17 protein-coding genes are annotated in these 17,830 nt (G+C 63.3%); 8 read left to right on the top strand and 9 right to left on the bottom strand.

What is annotated here, in order from left to right:
* The first annotated feature begins 105 nt into the window (after positions 1-105).
* Positions 106-1,218, top strand: a complete 1,113-nt coding sequence (locus tag AC239G_RS11000; protein ID WP_376907200.1) for a ferrochelatase — start codon at positions 106-108, stop codon at positions 1,216-1,218.
* Between the two features lie 66 nt (positions 1,219-1,284).
* On the opposite strand, the gene AC239G_RS10995 is transcribed toward AC239G_RS11000, so the two are convergent.
* Positions 1,285-1,512 (bottom strand): hypothetical protein, encoded by a 228-nt coding sequence (locus AC239G_RS10995; RefSeq protein ID WP_139469789.1) that lies wholly within the window; start codon positions 1,510-1,512, stop codon positions 1,285-1,287.
* Positions 1,513-1,799: 287 nt separating this feature from the next.
* On the opposite strand from AC239G_RS10995, the gene AC239G_RS10990 reads away from it, so the two are divergent.
* Positions 1,800-2,099 carry a DUF4193 domain-containing protein gene (locus AC239G_RS10990; protein WP_135541258.1) on the top strand — a complete coding sequence of 100 codons (300 nt, stop codon included), beginning with the start codon at positions 1,800-1,802 and terminating at the stop codon, positions 2,097-2,099.
* Between the two features lie 132 nt (positions 2,100-2,231).
* On the opposite strand, the gene AC239G_RS10985 is transcribed toward AC239G_RS10990, so the two are convergent.
* Positions 2,232-2,687: a DUF3093 domain-containing protein gene (locus AC239G_RS10985; RefSeq protein WP_139469790.1), complete on the bottom strand. Its 456-nt coding sequence runs from the start codon at positions 2,685-2,687 to the stop codon at positions 2,232-2,234.
* A 64-nt stretch (positions 2,688-2,751) separates the two neighbouring features.
* Between AC239G_RS10985 and dut the strand changes: the two genes are divergently transcribed.
* From dut to AC239G_RS10970, 3 genes are read left to right on the top strand one after another with little or no spacing between them, the layout of a single operon-like run.
* Positions 2,752-3,225: a dUTP diphosphatase gene (gene dut / locus AC239G_RS10980; RefSeq protein WP_229664113.1), complete on the top strand. Its 474-nt coding sequence runs from the start codon at positions 2,752-2,754 to the stop codon at positions 3,223-3,225.
* A 6-nt stretch (positions 3,226-3,231) separates the two neighbouring features.
* A complete protein-coding gene (locus AC239G_RS10975; RefSeq protein ID WP_487488841.1) occupies positions 3,232-4,065 on the top strand; it encodes a DUF3710 domain-containing protein in 834 nt (277 codons plus the stop codon).
* 6 nt (positions 4,066-4,071) lie between these two features.
* Positions 4,072-4,449: an OB-fold nucleic acid binding domain-containing protein gene (locus tag AC239G_RS10970; RefSeq protein WP_139469793.1), complete on the top strand. Its 378-nt coding sequence runs from the start codon at positions 4,072-4,074 to the stop codon at positions 4,447-4,449.
* 65 nt (positions 4,450-4,514) lie between these two features.
* Here AC239G_RS10970 and AC239G_RS10965 read toward each other — a convergent pair whose 3' ends face one another.
* Positions 4,515-5,201: a potassium channel family protein gene (locus AC239G_RS10965; protein ID WP_139908226.1), complete on the bottom strand. Its 687-nt coding sequence runs from the start codon at positions 5,199-5,201 to the stop codon at positions 4,515-4,517.
* Positions 5,198-5,872, bottom strand: coding sequence for a potassium channel family protein (locus AC239G_RS10960; RefSeq protein ID WP_101546977.1), 675 nt, complete (start codon positions 5,870-5,872; stop codon positions 5,198-5,200). Before AC239G_RS10960 ends, AC239G_RS10965 begins: the two co-directional genes overlap by 4 nt.
* Positions 5,873-6,008: 136 nt before the next feature.
* Between AC239G_RS10960 and AC239G_RS10955 the strand changes: the two genes are divergently transcribed.
* Positions 6,009-7,919, top strand: coding sequence for an APC family permease (locus tag AC239G_RS10955; protein WP_172170309.1), 1,911 nt, complete (start codon positions 6,009-6,011; stop codon positions 7,917-7,919).
* A 7-nt stretch (positions 7,920-7,926) separates the two neighbouring features.
* Positions 7,927-9,312, top strand: a complete 1,386-nt coding sequence (locus tag AC239G_RS10950; RefSeq protein WP_487488840.1) for a class I SAM-dependent RNA methyltransferase — start codon at positions 7,927-7,929, stop codon at positions 9,310-9,312.
* A gap of 13 nt (positions 9,313-9,325) precedes the next feature.
* Here the strand turns inward: AC239G_RS10950 and AC239G_RS10945 are convergent, their stop codons facing one another.
* Complete coding sequence (locus AC239G_RS10945; protein WP_101546980.1) at positions 9,326-9,520, bottom strand: hypothetical protein; 195 nt, start codon at positions 9,518-9,520, stop codon at positions 9,326-9,328.
* A 310-nt stretch (positions 9,521-9,830) separates the two neighbouring features.
* Between AC239G_RS10945 and acnA the strand changes: the two genes are divergently transcribed.
* Positions 9,831-12,515 carry an aconitate hydratase AcnA gene (acnA, locus tag AC239G_RS10940; RefSeq protein ID WP_487488839.1) on the top strand — a complete coding sequence of 895 codons (2,685 nt, stop codon included), beginning with the start codon at positions 9,831-9,833 and terminating at the stop codon, positions 12,513-12,515.
* 679 nt (positions 12,516-13,194) lie between these two features.
* On the opposite strand, the gene AC239G_RS10935 is transcribed toward acnA, so the two are convergent.
* The 4 genes from AC239G_RS10935 to AC239G_RS10920 are packed head-to-tail and all read right to left on the bottom strand — an operon-like array spanning position 13,195 to position 17,618.
* A complete protein-coding gene (locus tag AC239G_RS10935; protein WP_487488838.1) occupies positions 13,195-14,340 on the bottom strand; it encodes an NAD(P)/FAD-dependent oxidoreductase in 1,146 nt (381 codons plus the stop codon).
* Positions 14,337-15,773, bottom strand: a complete 1,437-nt coding sequence (locus AC239G_RS10930; protein WP_487488837.1) for a sodium:solute symporter family protein — start codon at positions 15,771-15,773, stop codon at positions 14,337-14,339. Before AC239G_RS10930 ends, AC239G_RS10935 begins: the two co-directional genes overlap by 4 nt.
* On the bottom strand, positions 15,770-16,921 hold the full coding sequence (gene solA, locus AC239G_RS10925) for an N-methyl-L-tryptophan oxidase (RefSeq protein WP_487488836.1): 1,152 nt from the start codon (positions 16,919-16,921) through the stop codon (positions 15,770-15,772). The genes AC239G_RS10930 and solA overlap by 4 nt, the downstream gene beginning before the upstream one ends.
* Complete coding sequence (locus AC239G_RS10920; protein WP_487488835.1) at positions 16,908-17,618, bottom strand: GntR family transcriptional regulator; 711 nt, start codon at positions 17,616-17,618, stop codon at positions 16,908-16,910. The genes solA and AC239G_RS10920 overlap by 14 nt, the downstream gene beginning before the upstream one ends.
* Between the last annotated feature and the right edge of the window lie 212 nt (positions 17,619-17,830).

Here is a 17,830-nt window from a genome sequence, read left to right as displayed (position 1 = left end):
GAGGGTGGGCGTCGGACCCTCCGGTCGGCGTCTGCACCGTGAGTGGGCGCGGCTCACTGTGCGGACAGCGGGCCGAGCGGCTCTACAGTCTGTAAAATCGGGAAGGTGAATACGACTGCACCCATCGACGCCCTGATCCTCATGTCATTCGGAGGACCGGAGGCCCCAGAAGAAGTGGTTCCATTCCTGCGCAACGTCACCGCCGGCCGCGGGATTCCCGAGGAACGGCTCGAGGAGGTGGGGGAGCACTATTTCGGTTTCGGAGGCAAGTCTCCGATCAACGATCAGAACAAGGCGCTGCTGGCCGCGCTGCGCGACGAACTCGATCGCCGCGGAATCGAGACCCCGCTGATCTGGGGCAACCGCAACTGGGATCCTTATCTCACCGACGAGGTGCGCAAGCTGGCACAGGACGGTGCCACGCAGTTCCTCTCGATCGACACCTCCGCGTATTCCTCCTACTCGTCGTGCCGGCAGTACCGTGAGGACTTCGCGAAGACGATCGACACGCTCAAGGACGAGGGTCTCACCGTCTCGATCGACAAGATCCGTCAGTTCTACAACCATCCCGGCTACGCCGACGCCTGCGCCGACTGCCTGGCCGACGGCCTCGCCGATTTCCGGTCGAAGGTCGGGCAGATCGATTCGACCAAGCACCGGATCCTCTTCGTCACCCACTCGATCCCGAACGTCATGCAGGACGCCTCAGAGGTGACCACCAACGGATACCGGGCCCAGCACGAAGAACTCATCGACCACCTCATGGGGCGCATCGATGAGGCCGATCGTGTTCCGTCCGAACTCGTCTACTGCTCACGTTCCGGCTCACCTGAGGTGCCCTGGCTCGAACCCGATGTCAACGACCGGATGACCGAACTTGCCGAGGAGGGGGTGACCGGTGTCGTGCTCGTGCCCATCGGTTTCATCTCCGACCATATGGAGGTCGCTTTCGACCTCGACACCGAAGCGAAGGAGACTGCTGAGGAGCTCGGTCTCGACTTCACCCGGGTCGACACCGTCGGCACTCATGACGCCTTCGTCAGGGGACTCGTCGACCTCGTCGAGGAGCGCGTGGCTCAGCTGCGCGGGGAAGACGTCGACGTTCCGGCTCTGCCCGGGACGAAGGCTCTGGTGCCTGGCAGCGGAGCCTGCAGCATCGACTGCTGCCGCGGCCGCATCGAACGTGCAACCTATCCGAACTGGGCCATGGCGAACTGAGTCCTGAAGACGAATGAACCCTCCCTCACCGAATCGGTGAGGGAGGGTTCATTGCTGTGTGTTCTCTCAGTAGTCGTCGGGACTCGGGATGACCGGCAGGGCTCCCGTCTCGGCCTGGATCACCTCGGCGATGGGACCGGTGTCGACATCGTTGCGTCCGGCCAATTCCATCAGGTTCTGCAGGTCGTCGATGAGATTTTCGACGAGGAAGTCGTCACCGGCGGAACGGGCCTCGTGAATGCGATGACGGACATCATCGATTCGTGTGTCGAGCTGATCAGCGAATTCACTCATTGTGGATCCGTCCTTCCTCGGGCCGCCTCCACAGGGGACGAGCCCGGTATTCGACCGACAGAGCGTGCTGTCGGTGCTGTCCATCACAAGCATTCTTGCAGAGCATTTCGTGAACTCTATGTGTGCTCCGTCCATGCGGACAAGCTGGTGACGAGAATCACCGCATCAGGTGCTCATTCCATCTTGCCAACGGCAAGCATACAGTGCACAATGCTGGGGACACATCTCGGAAGAGGAGAAGATGCTCCTCTTCGGCACCCCCTCCGGACAGAGAGCGATGAGGCCATATGGCAACAGACTACGACGCACCTCGCAAGCAAGACGATGAGATCAAAAGCGATTCGATCGAGCAGCTCAAGGCCCAGCGTTCCCAGGCTCAGGCGAGCAAGATCGACGAAGACGAGACTGCAGTAGCCGAAGGCTTCGAACTTCCCGGTGCGGACCTGTCGAACGAAGAGCTCTCCGTTCGGGTCCTGCCGAAGCAGAACGATGAGTTCACCTGCATGGAGTGCTTCCTGGTCCGCCATCGTTCTCAGCTTGCGACCGAAGAAGGCGGTGTCCCCATCTGCACAGACTGTGCAGGCTGAATCGCTTCTCTTCGCGAAAACCCGAAAACGGACCGCACCCTCGAAAGGGTCGCGGTCCGTTCTTCTCCCCTTACTACCTGACGGCGGCCCAGCAACCTCGCGCGAGGTTGCTGGGCCGCCGTCAGGTAGTAATCAGGGGGTGAGAGCGGCGGCTAGTTTGTGGGGGTGACGGCTCGAGACGAGCCAGTACGGGGTCGGATCCGTCTCATCGTCGAGATCGATGCGGACGACGGATTTCACCCACGGGCGGATCTTGAGGAAGGCGCGGGCGTCGAGATCGACACCGCGGGCCTGCCGGGCCTCCTCGCCGTCGAAGGCGACCGCACCCGGAACGAACGTGCGGTCGATATGAGCTTCGCCGACGAACAGCTGTCGTTCGGTGACGATGATCGTCAGCGTCAGCGAATTCAGCCACCAGGCGAAGAGGACGAAGCTGACGACGGGAAGGATGATGGTGCCGAGCTGCCAGACGGGCATGACCATGAGTGCCGTGGACAGAGCGGCCACCACGACGAGGATCCACATGCCGACCGAGGGGCGGACCTTCTCCTGATAGACCACGTGGGTTCCGGATTGAGTTGTTGCCATGCGGCCATTGTCCCATAGCGAGAAGTTTGGCCACGCTCAGGCTGGAGCGTTAGAGTGCATCTTTGTGACGGAAACCGTGAAGATCAACCTCCAGCTCCTTGACGCGGGCATGAGCGCGCCCGGCTACGCGCATGCGAGCGACGCCGGTGCAGACCTGCATTCGGCGATCGACTTCGTGCTCGAACCGTTCGAGCGCCGTGTCGTTCCGACCGGAATCGCGATCGCCCTGCCAGAGGGCTATGCGGCCTTCGTGCATCCGCGTTCGGGCCTGTCGAGCAAGCACGGAGTCACGGTCGTCAATGCGCCGGGCACCATCGACGCCGGCTACCGCGGCGAGATCAAGGTGCCGCTGATCAACCTCGACGCGAAGACACCGCTGCGCGTCGTGCGCGGCGACCGCATCGCCCAACTCGTGATCCAGAGGATCGCCCACGCCGACTTCGACATCGTCGAATCCCTCGAAGACAGCGCCCGCGGCGCCGGGGGATTCGGATCCACCGGCGGAATCGTCGCCGGCCTCAGCGAAAAGGAGAAGTGAGGACTTATGGGACTGTTCTCCCGGTTCAAGAAATCCACACCGACCGATGACGACGTCCGCGCCGACGACGATGAGCTCGACGCTCAGGACACCGACACCGAGGCGGCCGATCGTGCAGACGACGACGCCGATGACGACGAGGCAGAGTCCGCCGCAGAGGCGGCCGAGTCCGATGACGATGTCGACGAGGAAGAAGCGCGGCTGGAGAAGTCCGCACCCTTCGACCGGTCCGAGAAGGGCCCCTTCGACATCTCCGAGGAGTACCCGGAGCATGACCGCCTCGACCTCGGCGCGCTCAAGGTGCCCGTCGTCGACGGCATGCAGGTGCGCCTGGACACGGACGACGATTCTCAGCGCGTGCTGGCCGTCACCCTCATCCACGACGGTGGAGGCATCCAGCTGCAGGCGTTCGCGACACCACGCTCCGAGGGCCTGTGGAACACGGTGCGCGGTCAGCTCGCCGAATCCGTGACCAAACAGGGTGGGGAATCGACCGAGCTGCACACCTCTCTCGGCAAGGAGCTGGCCATCGAGGTTCCGGCGAAGACGGAATCCGGTCGCCCCGGCAAACGCGCCATGCGCTTCGCCGGCATCGACGGACCACGCTGGTTCGTCCGCGCCGTGTTCTCCGGCAAGGCCGTGACCGATGACGAGGTGCGTGCCGAACTCTCCGCACTCTTCCGCGGAGTCGTCGTCGATCGCGGTGAGGAGGCGATGGCTCCCCGCGAGCTCATCGCACTGACCGCACCGCAGGTCGACCAGGACGAGGCGGAGGAGAAGAAGGACGAGGACGAACTCAACCCCTTCGAACGCGGCCCCGAGATCACAGAGGTCCGCTGAGCGCTGATGCGGAACCTCATCCCTCGCCTCGTGCGCGACTTCGGATCCCGTGAGGCCGAGGCCCGGGCCGATCTGCGACTGGTCAGCCAGATCCCCGGGGTCATTCCGGTCGAAGAGCTGGAGGCGCGAAAGACCTCACGCATCGCCGGAGTCGTTTCAGCGACCACTCAGTCGTGCAGCGCCGACAGCCCCAGGCTCGACATCACCGTCGCCGACGGCACCGGCGAAGCCCGCGCCCAGTTCCTCGGACGCCGGGAGATCAGCGGCATCCGTCCCGGGTCCCTCATCGTCTTAGAAGGACGGTTCTGCGGCAAGGACGGAGTGCTCACCGCACACAATCCCGTCTACGAACTCCTGCAGACCCGCGACGACTCCGACGACTGACCGTCCCGAGGGGCCGGGCGGCCGTCGGCCGCAGAACTGACGATCTCGGCCGCAGACGACCGGGCTCAGCCCTCTGCGTTCTCGTCGGCCTTCGCAGTCTCCTGCAGCAGCGCTAGCAGCGCCGGCTCCTGATCGGGGGAGGAGAGGAAGAACAGTTCGTCTCCGGCCTCGATGACATCATCGGCGCTCGGAGCGAACGCCCGCGAATTGCGGATGATCGCCACCAGCACCGTATCGAGCGGGAAGGTGATCCCACCGACGCGCTCGGCCACGAGTTCGGCGTTCTCGTGCACTGTGAACTCGAGCAGGCCCGCCTGCCCGCGTTCGAAGCTCATGAGGTGGACCAGGCCGCCGACTTCCACGGCCTCCTCGACGAGCGCGGTCATCAGGCGCGGAGTGGAGACGGCGACATCGACGCCCCAGTTGTCGTCGAAGAGCCATTCGTTCTTCGGATTGTTCACCCGCGAGACCGTCCTGGGCACCCCGAACTCGGTCTTCGCCAACAGGGAGAGCACCAGATTGGTCTTGTCATCTCCCGTCGCGGCCACGACGACATCGGCCTCCTCCAGCCCCGCCTCGGCGAGACCGGCGAGCTCGCAGGCATCGGAGAGCAGCCATTCGGCACCCGGAATGCGCTCATGGCCCAGCGCCTCCTTGCTCTGGTCGATGAGCAGGACCGAATGGTCCTTGTCCAGCAGCTCCCTGGCCACCGAACGTCCGACGGAGCCGGCTCCGGCGATGATGACCCTCATTCTTCTTCCTCCACGGTTCGCACGGGCTGATCGAGGATCCGTTCGATCTCGCCGAGGCGGTCGACCGGAGCCATGAGATGGACGAGGTCGCCGTCCTGGAGGAGCAGATCATCGTGGGCGACGATGCCCTCGGACAGGCGGGTGACATAGGCGACCCGAGCCTTGGTCCGTGTTTCGATCTCCTTGATCGGACGGGCCACCCAGCCAGGATCCAGATGCACCTCCGCCAGGACGAGGTTGCCGGAGGGCTCACGGTATTCGGTGATCGACCCCTGCGGGACGAGCTTGCGCATCACCTGCTCGGCCGTCCACCGCACGGTGGGCACCGTGGGGATGCCGAGACGTTCGAAGACCTGCGCACGGTCAGGATCGTAGATGCGGGCGGCGACATTGCTCACCCCGAAGGTCTCACGAGCGACACGCGCGGCGAGGATATTCGAATTGTCACCACTGGAGACGGCGGCGAAGGCGAAGGCCTCGGCGGTCTTCGCCTGGGACAGAGTCTCGCGGTCGAAACCGACGCCGGTGATCGTCGAACCGCTGAAATCCCGACCGAGCTTGAGGAATGCGTCGGGGTCCCGGTCGACGACTGCGACGGAGTGCCCATTCGCATCAAGGGCTTTGGCCAGGGAGGCCCCGACTCGACCGCAGCCCATAATCACGAAGTGCATGGGTAATCCTTCCCGCAGTGATCTACCATTGGTTGCCGTGGCCAGCAGTTTTTCTGATGCCGTCAAAAGACTACTCGTTGGACGGCCCTTCCGCAGTGAGGACAGGCGTGCGCCTGCGCTGAAGAAGCGCATCGCGATGCCCGTCTTCGCTTCCGACATGCTCTCCTCGGTGGCCTACGCCCCCGATGAGATCCTGCTGGCACTGTCGCTGACGTCACTTGTGGCCCTGACCGTCGCCCCCTGGATCGGTGTGGCCGTCGGCATCGTCATCCTCGTGATCGTCGCCTGCTACCGCATCAACGTCAAGGCGTACCCCTCCGGCGGCGGTGACTACGAGGTGGCCTCGAAGAACCTCGGCTCCGGTGCCGGGCTCGTCGTCGCCGCGGCCCTCCTCGTCGACTATGTGCTCACCCTGGCCGTGTCGATGACGGTCTTCGCCGCCTACATCACCACGGCGTTCCCGATGCTCGCGCCCTACCGTGTGCCCGTGGCCATCGTCGGCATCCTGCTCATCTGCTTCGCCGGTCTGCGCGGTTCCCGGGCCACTCCGATGCTGCTGGCCGTGCCGACCTACCTGTTCCTCGGTGCCGTGTTCCTCACGATGTCGGTCGGTCTCATCCGCGTCGGGCTCGGTGACACCCCGCACGCCCAGACCGCCGACTACACGGTCGTGCACAGCAACATCGGCGATCAGGCGACGCTCGGCCTGGCCACCGTCCTCATCGTCCTGCGCGCGTTCTCGTCCGGTGCCGTCGCACTGGCCGGCGTGCAGACCGTGGCCACGGCGGTTCCGGCGTTCAAGAAGCCGCGCGGCAAGAACGCCGGCAACACCCTGCTGCTGTCGGGACTGCTCGCCGCCCTCATGCTCACAGGGCTGACCTATCTGGCGTCGGCCACCGGAATCAAATACGTCGACGACCCGCATCTCTATCTCGTCCGCGGCGACGGCAGCCCGGTCAGCGCCGAATACGAACAGGAACCCGTCCTCGCGCAACTGGCGCACGCGATCTTCGACAATGCGCCGGCGATGTTCTTCATCGTCGTCCTCATCACCGCGCTCGTGCTCATCGCCGCTGCGAACACTGCGGTCGAGGGGTTCCCCGGACTGGCCTCTCGGCTGGCCCGCGACGAATTCCTGCCAAGGCAGCTGGCGACGAAGGGCGATCGACTCACCTTCTCCAACGGCATCCTGCTGCTGGCCGCAGCGGCGATCGTCCTCGTCGTCGCCACGTCCGCCTCGGCGACGGTGCTCATCCAGCTCTACCTCGTCGGGGTCTTCGCCAGCTTCGTCCTCGGCCAAGCGGGAATGGTCCTGCACTGGCGCAAACGGCTGCGCCTGGTCATCGATTCGAAGACCCGGATGCGCATGCACTTCAACCAGGTCGTCAACGCCGTCGGCTGCGTGCTCGCCGCCGGCGTCCTCATCGTCGTCATCGTCTCGAAGTTCCTCGCCGGCGCCTGGCTGGCGGTCGCCGCCATGGCCGGACTCTACCTCGTCATGGGCGCCATCCACCGACACTATTCGCGGGTGGCCCGCGAGCTCGCCCCCGACGCGGACGTGAACTCACGGACGATCCCGTCGAACACCCACGCCATCGTCGTCGTCAGCGAAATCGACAAACCGACGATGCGGGCCCTCTCCTACGCCCGGGTGACCCGGTCGAGTCAGCTCGAAGCCGTCACCGTGGCCGTGGACGAAGAGGCCGCGGCCGGTCTGCAGAAACGATGGAACGAGATGGAGCTGCCGGTGCCGCTGACCGTGCTCGGCTCGCCGTACCGCGAACTCGTCCGTCCGATGCTCGCCCATATCCTCGCCATCCGCCGCAGGTCGCCCAGGGACCTCGTCATCGTCTACATCCCGCAGTTCGTCGTCGGTCGCTGGTGGGAGCACATCCTGCACAACCAGGTGGCTCTCAAACTGCGCACCCGACTGCTGCTGGTGCCCAACGTCGTCGTGGTCTCCGTACCCTGGCGACTGAAATCCTTCTCTCGACAGTACGGCGGAGACGGACCCGATTCCGACACCTCGCTGTACAGACAGGCCTAGAACACGCATGAGCGACACTTCGGTTCCCGCCCAGGAACTCACCCTCGACATCGAGGCACCGGCGGCCGGCGGCACCTCCATCGCCCGACACGACGGTCAGGTCGTCTTCGTCTCCGGGGCCCTGCCCGGTGAGAAGGTCCGAGTTCGCACCGAGGCAGGACCGCCCGCCCGGTTTCTTCGCGCCGCCGTCACCGAGGTGATCGAGGCCTCGGCTCACCGCGTCCCCGATCGTCGTCTCGACTATGTTCCCGGTGATTCTGCCGACGGTTCCGGTGCGGGGTTCGCTGCGGGCCCCGGTGCTGGGGCCGTGCCGGATTCGGCCGGGTTCGGCGGAATGGAATTCGCCCACGTCGACCTCGCCCATTCCCGCGCGCTCAAGGCCGAGGTGCTCAATGCCCAGCTTCAGCGCATCGGACATATCGACTGCGCCGCCGAGGTGCTTCCCGCGCCGGGCGAGACGGACGGCACGGACTGGCGCACCCGCGTGCAGCTGGCCGTCGACGAAGAGGGCCGTGCCGGAATGCTCGCCCCCAGATCGCACGAGGTCATCCCCGTGACCACCCCACCGTTGGCCGCCGGAGCGCTGCACGACCTCGACCTCCTCAGCCTGCGTGTGCCCGGAGTCCGCCGACTCGAATTCGCGTGGGCCGGCGACCATGGCGCGCTCATCGTCCGTGGTCGGCCCACTGCGCAGGTCCTCGATGAGATCGAGTCCTGGCTGCCGACGTCGTTCTCCCTCCTCGCCGAGGCGGCCGGACCGGAGCAGAGTCATGGTCGTGGTCGCGGAGGTCGTCCCCGTGGTCGCGGTCGTTCCCATGCGCCCGCTCCCGCCCTGCGCGTGATCCGTGGAGACCACACCCTGACCGAAACGGTCGACGGTCGTGACTTCACCGTCGGCGCCGACGGCTTCTGGCAGGTCCATCGGGATGCGGCCGCACTGCTCAGCTCGGAGGTCGTCACAGCCCTGCCTGCCGATGTCGCGGCGATCACCGACCTCTACTGCGGGGTCGGGCTCCTCGGCATCACTGCCGCCCGGGCCACCGGAGCGCCCCTGTTCGGGGTCGAAGGGGTGGAGACAGCCATTGCTCATGCTCGAGACAATGCCGCCGATCTCGAGTCCCGATTCCTCGCTCTCAGCGTGGATCGAGCCCGACTGCCCGATTCGGACGTCATCATCCTCGACCCGCCACGGGCGGGCGCCGGGAGGAAAGCCACCTCGGCGATCATCGAATCAGCGGCACGCACCCTGGTCTACGTGTCCTGTGACCCGGCCACGCTGGCCAGGGACCTCGCGGCTCTCACAGGCGGGGGATTCGCGATCGAGAGCCTCACCGGCTTCGACCTCTTCCCGCTGACCTCGCACTTGGAGACGGTCACCGTGCTCCGGCGGTGACCGACCGGTGACCTCAGGCGGTGACCGAGCGGCGGGGGAGGAGGACGAGCGCGATGAGGGCGATGAACGTCGTGAGGAAGCCCCACAGGCCCCACCAGCCGCCCGACCGGCCCTTCTCCTTCGCGAATGAGCTGCAGACGACGGCGAAGATGATGCCGACGAGCAGTGCGCCGAAGCCGAATCCGGCGCCTAGTGTGAACGGGTCCATGGGATCTCCTCGGGGGTGGCAGGCGAGTGCGCTGCTGCTTTGAGTGTGCTGTCCAGGCTAGGCCGCGCGACCCGGCCGCGGCCCTGGTGATGACCGCACGAGGGCCTGCGGAAAACCCGATCGCAGGGTTTCGCACCTCCGTGTGCCATGGTGGTCAAAGCCCCTCAAATGCGATAGAATTTATCTTGACGTCAAGATACTTTTGGAAACACATGTGTCGCGTAAATCGGTGCGTGATGCAAGGGTTCGACCGCCGAGTCGGACGGGCCCGGTTTCTTGGATGAGTGTCGGATGAAACAGGAGAATCACGATGAGCAACGTCGATACGTTCAAATCGAAGAGCACCCTGACCGTGGGCGATAAGGATTATGAGATCTATCGCCTGGACCAGGTCAAAGGGTCGGAGAAGCTTCCCTTCAGCCTCAAGGTGCTGTTGGAGAACCTGCTGCGCACGGAAGACGGCGCAAACATCACTTCGGAACATATTGAAGCCCTCGGCAGCTGGGACCCCAATGCCGAACCCGATACGGAGATCCAGTTCACCCCGGCCCGCGTGGTGATGCAGGACTTCACCGGTGTGCCCTGCATCGTCGACCTCGCCACCATGCGTGAGAAGGTCGTCGAGCTCGGTGGCAGCCCGGATCAGGTCAACCCGCTGGCTCCGGCCGAGCTGGTCATCGACCACTCGGTGCAGATCGACCGCTTCGGCACCGCCGATGCCGTCGAACTGAACATGGACATCGAATACCAGCGCAACGGTGAGCGCTACCAGTTCCTGCGCTGGGGCCAGACCGCATTCGAAGACTTCAAGGTCGTGCCTCCGGGCATGGGCATCGTCCACCAGGTCAACATCGAGCACCTGGCTCGCGTGGTCATGCCGCGCGAGGTCGACGGAGTCCTCCGTGCCTACCCGGACACACTGGTCGGCACCGACTCGCACACCACGATGGTCAACGGCCTCGGTGTGCTCGGCTGGGGCGTCGGCGGCATCGAGGCAGAGGCCGCCATGCTCGGCCAGCCCGTGTCGATGCTCATCCCGCGCGTCGTCGGCTTCAAGCTCACCGGTGAGATCCCCTCGGGTGTCACCGCGACCGACGTTGTGCTCACGATCACCGATATGCTGCGCCAGCACGGAGCCGTCGGCAAGTTCGTCGAGTTCTACGGCAAGGGCGTCGCCGAGGTGCCGCTGGCCAACCGCGCCACCATCGGCAACATGAGCCCCGAGTTCGGTTCGACCGCCGCGATCTTCCCGATCGACGAAGTCACCATCGACTACCTCAAGCTCACCGGCCGCTCGGAAGAGCAGATCCAGCTCGTCGAGGACTACGCCAAGACGCAGGGACTCTGGCACGATCCGGAGAACGAAGTCGAGTACTCCGAGTACATCGAACTCGACCTGTCCACCGTGGTGCCCTCGATCTCGGGACCGAAGCGCCCGCAGGACCGCATCGAACTCTCCGATGCCAAGAACCAGTTCGCCAAGGACATCCACAACTACGCCGCTCCCGGCGAGGAGTCGAAGTCTGTGGACGTCACCACCGGCAACGGTGAGTCGTTCGAGCTGGCCAACGGTGCCGTGGCGATCGCTTCGATCACCTCCTGCACGAACACCTCGAACCCCTCGGTGATGATGGCCGCGGGCCTGCTGGCACGCAATGCCCGCAAGCGCGGACTCAACTCGAAGCCGTGGGTCAAGACCTCGATCGCACCGGGGTCGAAGGTCGTCACCGAGTACTACAACAAGGCCGGCCTCATCGAGGACCTCGAAGCGCTGAACTTCTACATCGTCGGCTACGGCTGCACCACCTGCATCGGCAACTCCGGTCCGCTGGATGCGGAGATCTCGAACAGCATCCAGGACAACGACCTCTCGGTCACCGCAGTCCTGTCGGGCAACCGCAACTTCGAGGGCCGCATCAGCCCGGACGTGAAGATGAACTACCTCGCTTCGCCTCCGCTGGTCATCGCCTACGCGCTGGCCGGCACCATGGACTTCGACTTCGAGAACCAGCCCCTGGGCAAGGACTCGCAAGGCGTCGACGTCTACCTGGCCGACCTGTGGCCCTCGCCTGAAGAGGTTGAGTCAGTCATCGCCTCGTCGATCTCGACCGATATGTTCGACAACGAATACGGTCGCATCTTCGACGGTGACAAGCGCTGGCAGCAGCTCGACACCCCCGAAGGCAAGGTCTTCGAGTGGGACGACGAGTCGACCTACGTGCGCAAGCCCACCTTCTTCGACGGCATGGGTCTCAAGCCTGAAGCCGTCAAGGACATCAAGGGTGCCCGCGTGCTCGCGAAGCTCGGCGACTCGGTGACCACCGACCACATCTCGCCCGCAGGTTCCTTCAAGGCCGACACCCCGGCCGGCAAGTACCTCGTCGAGCACGGTGTCGAGCGCAAGGACTTCAACTCCTACGGCTCGCGTCGCGGCAACCACGAAGTCATGATCCGCGGAACCTTCGCGAACATCCGTCTGCAGAACCAGCTCCTCGACGGAGTCCAGGGTGGCTTCACCCGCGACTTCTCGCAGGAGGGCGGACCGCAGACGACGATCTACGACGCCTCCGTGAACTACCAGGCCGCCGGCACCCCGCTGGTCGTCCTCGGTGGCAAGGAATACGGTTCGGGATCCTCGCGTGACTGGGCCGCCAAGGGCACGAAGCTGCTCGGCGTCGAGGCCGTCATCACCGAGAGCTTCGAGCGCATCCACCGCTCGAACCTCATCGGCATGGGCGTTCTGCCGCTGCAGTTCCCCGCCGGCGAATCCGCTGATTCGCTCGGACTCGACGGCACCGAGACCTTCTCCATCGAAGGCGTCACGGAGCTCAACGAGGGCAAGACCCCGGCGACCGTCAAGGTCACCGCCGAGAAGGAAGACGGCACGAAGGTCGAATTCGACGCCGTCGTCCGCATCGACACCCCGGGTGAAGCCGACTACTACCGCAACGGCGGCATCCTGCAGTACGTTCTGCGTCAGCTCGCAGAAGCCTGATCGCAGAAGACGACGCCTGAGCGGCGACTTCGCCGCACCAGGTTGCGCTGTGAGTCTGCGACTTGCGGCAGTCGGTTCGCGCTGAGGCGCTGAACCGGAACCGAATGAAGGCCGGTGGGATTCTTCCCACCGGCCTTCGTGGTGCCTGGAAGCGTGCGACGGTGCCGTTGATCGAGCATCCCTCACCCGTTCGCATCACGTCCTCCATGCAGTTCTGTATCCGTCACCGCTAGTGAGAAGACACGCCGCTGCGAAGGCATCCGTCACCGTTCGTGACAAAAGGCCTCGTTGCAGCGGTGTGCTGTGCGGTGAGGGGTGAGGGGAGGTGACTGTAGGTCAGTAGCTCGAGGGGGGCGCGAGCGTTTCAGCAGCAACCGACGGTAGGGGGGGGGGGGGGGGGTCGGTCGCCAAATGGGTCAAATCTGACGACTTCGGCCAGTATGCGCAAGTATTCGATGCCGACTATGTTGCGCCTGCGGCAATCAGGTTTGAGGTGAATTACCTCAACTGACGATGCACTAAAATCACAGCTGGCGTGGACGAGCCGGGTTCAGCCCAACTCAGCTCTTACTCCGATGCGCAAAAATTGGGGATGCTACTTTGAGACTCGGCTGATACTGGAATCTGGCGAGTGCCCGGGAAAGGAACTTGCCCGGGCACTCGACTCTGGCTACGGCTACTATTGTCGGCCAATAAAGTTCGTCGGCGACTCCTGGGTGATTCCCTTTGTGAAGCGGGACGGACGAAACGTACTGAGGAGGTGCGAGTTGTCGCCTCGAACTTCATCAGCGACGAGCCGTCCTAGTAGGGGAGCCATGGTCATTCCGCTGTGGGTGACGAGCGAGTAAGCGCGGTGGTGGTCGTCGAGGTATCCGACGATGCTCAACCCATCTTCCGGGAAGCTGCGTCCGCTGAAGATGACTTTGTCGACCGGAATTCGTTGTCCGAACACCGACTCGAGCTCGGCCTCCATGACGGCCCGGACCTCGTCGAGAAGCTCCTGACTATCTCCTTCTTCGGTACGAGCTTCCACTGAAGGGATCTGAACGAACATGCTGCGGTCGCGACGGGGACGCACGTTGATCTTGTCGGAAATAATGATCCGGTTAAGATCCACGTCTGTAGGAGCAGTGACACCCAGCAGACTGTGTGTCCGTGGTCCGGGGTGAGACAGATCTGCCACCGGCAATAGGAGGCCAGATCGATCTGCGATTGCTCCAGAATCTGCGCCGGCAGCGATGATCACTTGGTCGAAGTTCCGAGTGCCTCCGTCAGCGAATTTCACCGAGGCCCCGTCTGCGTTGGTGTCCACTCGGACAGCTTCTGCAACTTCCGGAACGACGGCGGCTTGTTCGAGGAAGCCCTCAATGAGGCTGCCGAACGCTTCGTTGTCCAAGTGAGCTTCGAGAGGGAAGAACAGCCCTGAGTCTGTCGGCCAGCTGACAGCGGGTTCAAGCTCGTGTAGGCGGTCGGAGCCGATTCGTTCGACCGGGTAGTCAAGCTCAGCCGATTCAGTGTATCGCTCGTCCAAACCGGTTGCTTTGTCGGGTGAGCTGTTGAACATGATGCACCCGTGCTGGCGGAACCAGGTTCCGTGACTGGCGAATCGTTTCTGGAAGTCTTCGTGAGCTGCGATTCCGGCACGGTTGAGCCGGTGGTATTCGGAGGGGAGTTTGTGATTGGCGTTGATCCAGGCGAACGAGCGACTGCTCGCTTGTGCGTAGGGTCCGGTCTTGTCGACGATCGTGACGTCGTGCCCGTCTTCGACGAGATTGAATGCGGTAGTGAGTCCGAGGACTCCTGCACCGATGACGAGTATCTTCATGAAAGGGCTCCTTCTTCTTCGGAGACTGTGCGGGCCTGCGGCTTCTTTACGGCCATCATGATCAGGTAGGCGATGAGGCTCGCGATGATGCCGAAGACTGCGTAGGGAATGGTGGTTCCTGCGATGTGGGCAACCGCGCATACGACGAGGCCGGCCGCCATGGAGACGTATCCGATTGAAACGTCGAGGATCCATTTGTTGGTCAGGACCATGCCGAGGAGGAACGGTACAGCCAGCATCGAGGCCGAGTAGGCGTACGTGGCGACGAGCCAGTTGAGCGCGGTGGGGAAGACGATGGCAAGGACTGCGGCGATTGCGGAGACTGCGATGGTGCACCACCGAGACATTGCGACAAGGTCAGAGGACGTGTCCTTGTTTTTGACGAACGCTGGCCTCAGGTCATTGACCAGGTTGACCACGACCGAGTGCAGTGCCGATCCGGTGGTCGAGACGATCGTGGCCATGAGGAACGCACCGTAGGCCGCAATGAGCCAAACGGGCAGCTGGGCGAGGAACCACCCTGCCGCCTGTTCGCGGCCGTCGATGCTGAATTGGTTAGTCATGCTGCGAACTGAGGCCCCGATTATGAGTGCATAGACACCGGAGATTCCGATCAGGATGCAGCTGAGGTATATGCCCTGTCGGGCCTGCTTGACGTTGCTGGCAGCGAAGATGCGCTGGTAGTAGAGCTGGTTGGTCAGAGTTCCCGGGAGGATGGAGAACAGCCACAGCAAGATCGTCAATCCGCCGGCAGCTGTGAGCCCGGTAGGCATAGTGGTCAGCTCGGACGGGAGGTTCTTCACGATCGTCGACGGTCCGCCGGCGTTGATGATCGCGTATGCGCCGACGACGATCGATGCGATGACCATGAAGACGCCGAAGAAGAAGTCCGACCACGCGACTGATGTCAGTCCGCCCGGAAGGACGAAGGCGATGGAGACCACGGCCATGATGATGATCAGTGGCGTGATCCCGATGCCCGTGACCGCGTTGAAGAGGTTGGCGAAGGCGATGAACTGCGTGGCCAACCAGCCGAATGGGACGACGATGACGGCCAGCGCGACCATGGAGAGCATGAGTCTGTGCTCGCCGTAGAGCTTCGTGAAGACTTCGGGAATGGTGGAGAACGTTCGGCGGCGCAGCCATCCTGCGAAGATCGCAATGACGAGGAGGCCGACGATGACGAAGAGTTCGTACCAGAACACCGAAAGGCCCCATGCGTAGGCGATGCCGACGTGGGCGACGAGTACGCCGCCGCCGACTGCGGTGGCGTATTGGGTGAAGGCGATGACGTAGAGCGGGAGGTTGCGGCCGCCGACGACCCAGGAGTCGTTGGATTTGGCTCGTTTGCCGACATAGAACGAGATGAGGGCTCCGATGCCGATGACGATGGCAGCGGTGGCCGAAATGAGTATCGTGGTGCCGATGTTCATGACGAGCTCCGATCGAAACGCTGAGAGTCCATGATTGCGATCGCATCTGATGAGGTGCCCGTTTGGACATAGTCGCTGACGATGGAGCCCATCATCGGTGAGAATTTGAAGCCTTGACCGGACATGCCCACAGCCAGCACGATGCGTGAGTCTGCGCTTGAAGGGCCGACGATCGGGGCACCGTCGACGGTGAATCCTTCAGTCCATGTGGATACGCGGTAGGGAATCGGGTCGACCCCAGGCATGAGGCGGGCAACGGCGTGTTCGGTCGATAGGACGACTTCGTTTTCGATGAAGCGGGGGAGGTCATCGACCGAGTCGAGTGTCTGCCAGGCCAGGTGGTGGGGAAGGATCTTGATTCCGAGTCCGTCGAGGGCTGGGAAGCAGGAGAATCCGCCTTCGGGGTGTCGACGAATGGAGATCGGCATGTTGTCTGGCGTGTGTGATGGGACGTCCTTGGCGGGGAACCACATGGCGACCAAGCGCAATGCCTCGACGGTCCTGGAGTCGAACTCGGTCAGTTCGTTCACCCACGGGCCTGTGGAGACAACGATCTTGTCGAACGGGTGAGCGCCCTCAGCGGTGTCGACCCTGACCGAATCGCTCAGAGGGCGAATATTGAGCACACGAGAATAGGTCTTGAAAGTCGCCCCGAGCTGCTCGGCTTCTTTGCGGGCGGCGAGGACAGCTGCTTCTGGGCGAAACACTCCGGCGACCGGGTCGAAGACGCCGACTTCGTCGCTGTCGAGACCGAACTGCGGGTACCGCTTCGCCATCTCCGCTTGCGAGAGCACTTCGTGGTCGAGGTTCGCGGCCTGTGCGCAGTCGATGACCGCCGCAACGTCCTCAACGTCGGGACTCCCGATCATGAGCCCGCCGCACATGGTCAGCACAGAGGTGTTCTGATTCGTCTGAAGCTCTTGCCACTTGTCGAAGGACTTCCTCAGGATGGGCACATACTCCGGGCCCTCTTTATAGATGGTTCGAAAAATTCGCGACTCGCCGGCCGATGCGCCCCGGTCGTTGGGGGAGTTCCACTGGTCGAACACGGTGACGTCGAATCCGCGCGTGGCGAGCTGCCACGCGGTCATCGTTCCGATGATGCCGGCACCGATAACTGCAATCTTCTCGGGTTTAGCTGTTATCAATTTGACTGACCTCCAGAGTCATATTTCGGGGGTGAATGTAGAACTCGGCGACCTCGATGATGGAGTCATCGACCAGATGGGTGGTGCGCTGCTGGCAGATGACGGGTTCCGAGGGGGAAATCTCGAGATGGCTGGCATCGAACGATTCGAGCAGAGTTGCTCTGAGCGCGGTGTTCGCTCGTCTGATCCCAAGACCGAGAGAGTTGTAATAGGCAATCGTCGTCAGGTGTTCAAGGTTCTGCGAGAGGACTTCGGGCGCACGGCTGAGGTTGATGCAGCACCGTTCGAGCGCCAGTGGGTGACCATCAGAGCTGTATTTCATCCTCGTCAGCGCAGCAGTCGGCTGCCCTGCTGGGAACACGTTCCGGCTGAGCGGAAATGATTCGGCTGAGGACACTTCGACGCTGACGACTTTGTGGTCGCCGTCGACCTCGGGGCTGGTCAGTGAAGGATCCATCATCCGGAGCAGGTTGGTGCGCAGGCCGGTGGAGGCGACGGTCGTTCCGGATCCGCGTTTGCGAGAGACGAGGCCGGCTTCCACCAGGGCGTTCATTGCCTTCTGCACGGGGTTGCGACTGACGCCGAAACGCTCCATGAGTTCCTTCTCCGTGGGGAGTTTCTGCCCCACGTCGAAGAGCCCTCTATGGATGTCTGCTTCGATACTCTCGCGGATCTCTAGGTGCTTCGCCGTCGCCATACTGTGATGCTAGACACGTTCAAACGTAATGGCAATAGAATATAAGTAATTACTTTTAGAAGCCGGCTGGCCGCGTGCAGTTGGACTTGCATGTTCGGCGGCTGCGGGACTCGATGCTGTGAGATCGAGGGGTGGGGAGTGCCCAGGCTTCCCGCTCATGCAAATGGGACTGCGAAATGTTGCGGCGTCTCTGCGGCTTTTTCGAAGGGGTC

It is taken from the genome of Brevibacterium sp. Lmc1 (genome assembly GCF_057654315.1).
Note: the sequence above shows the minus strand (reverse complement) of the source record. Positions and strands in the feature narration are given on the sequence as shown.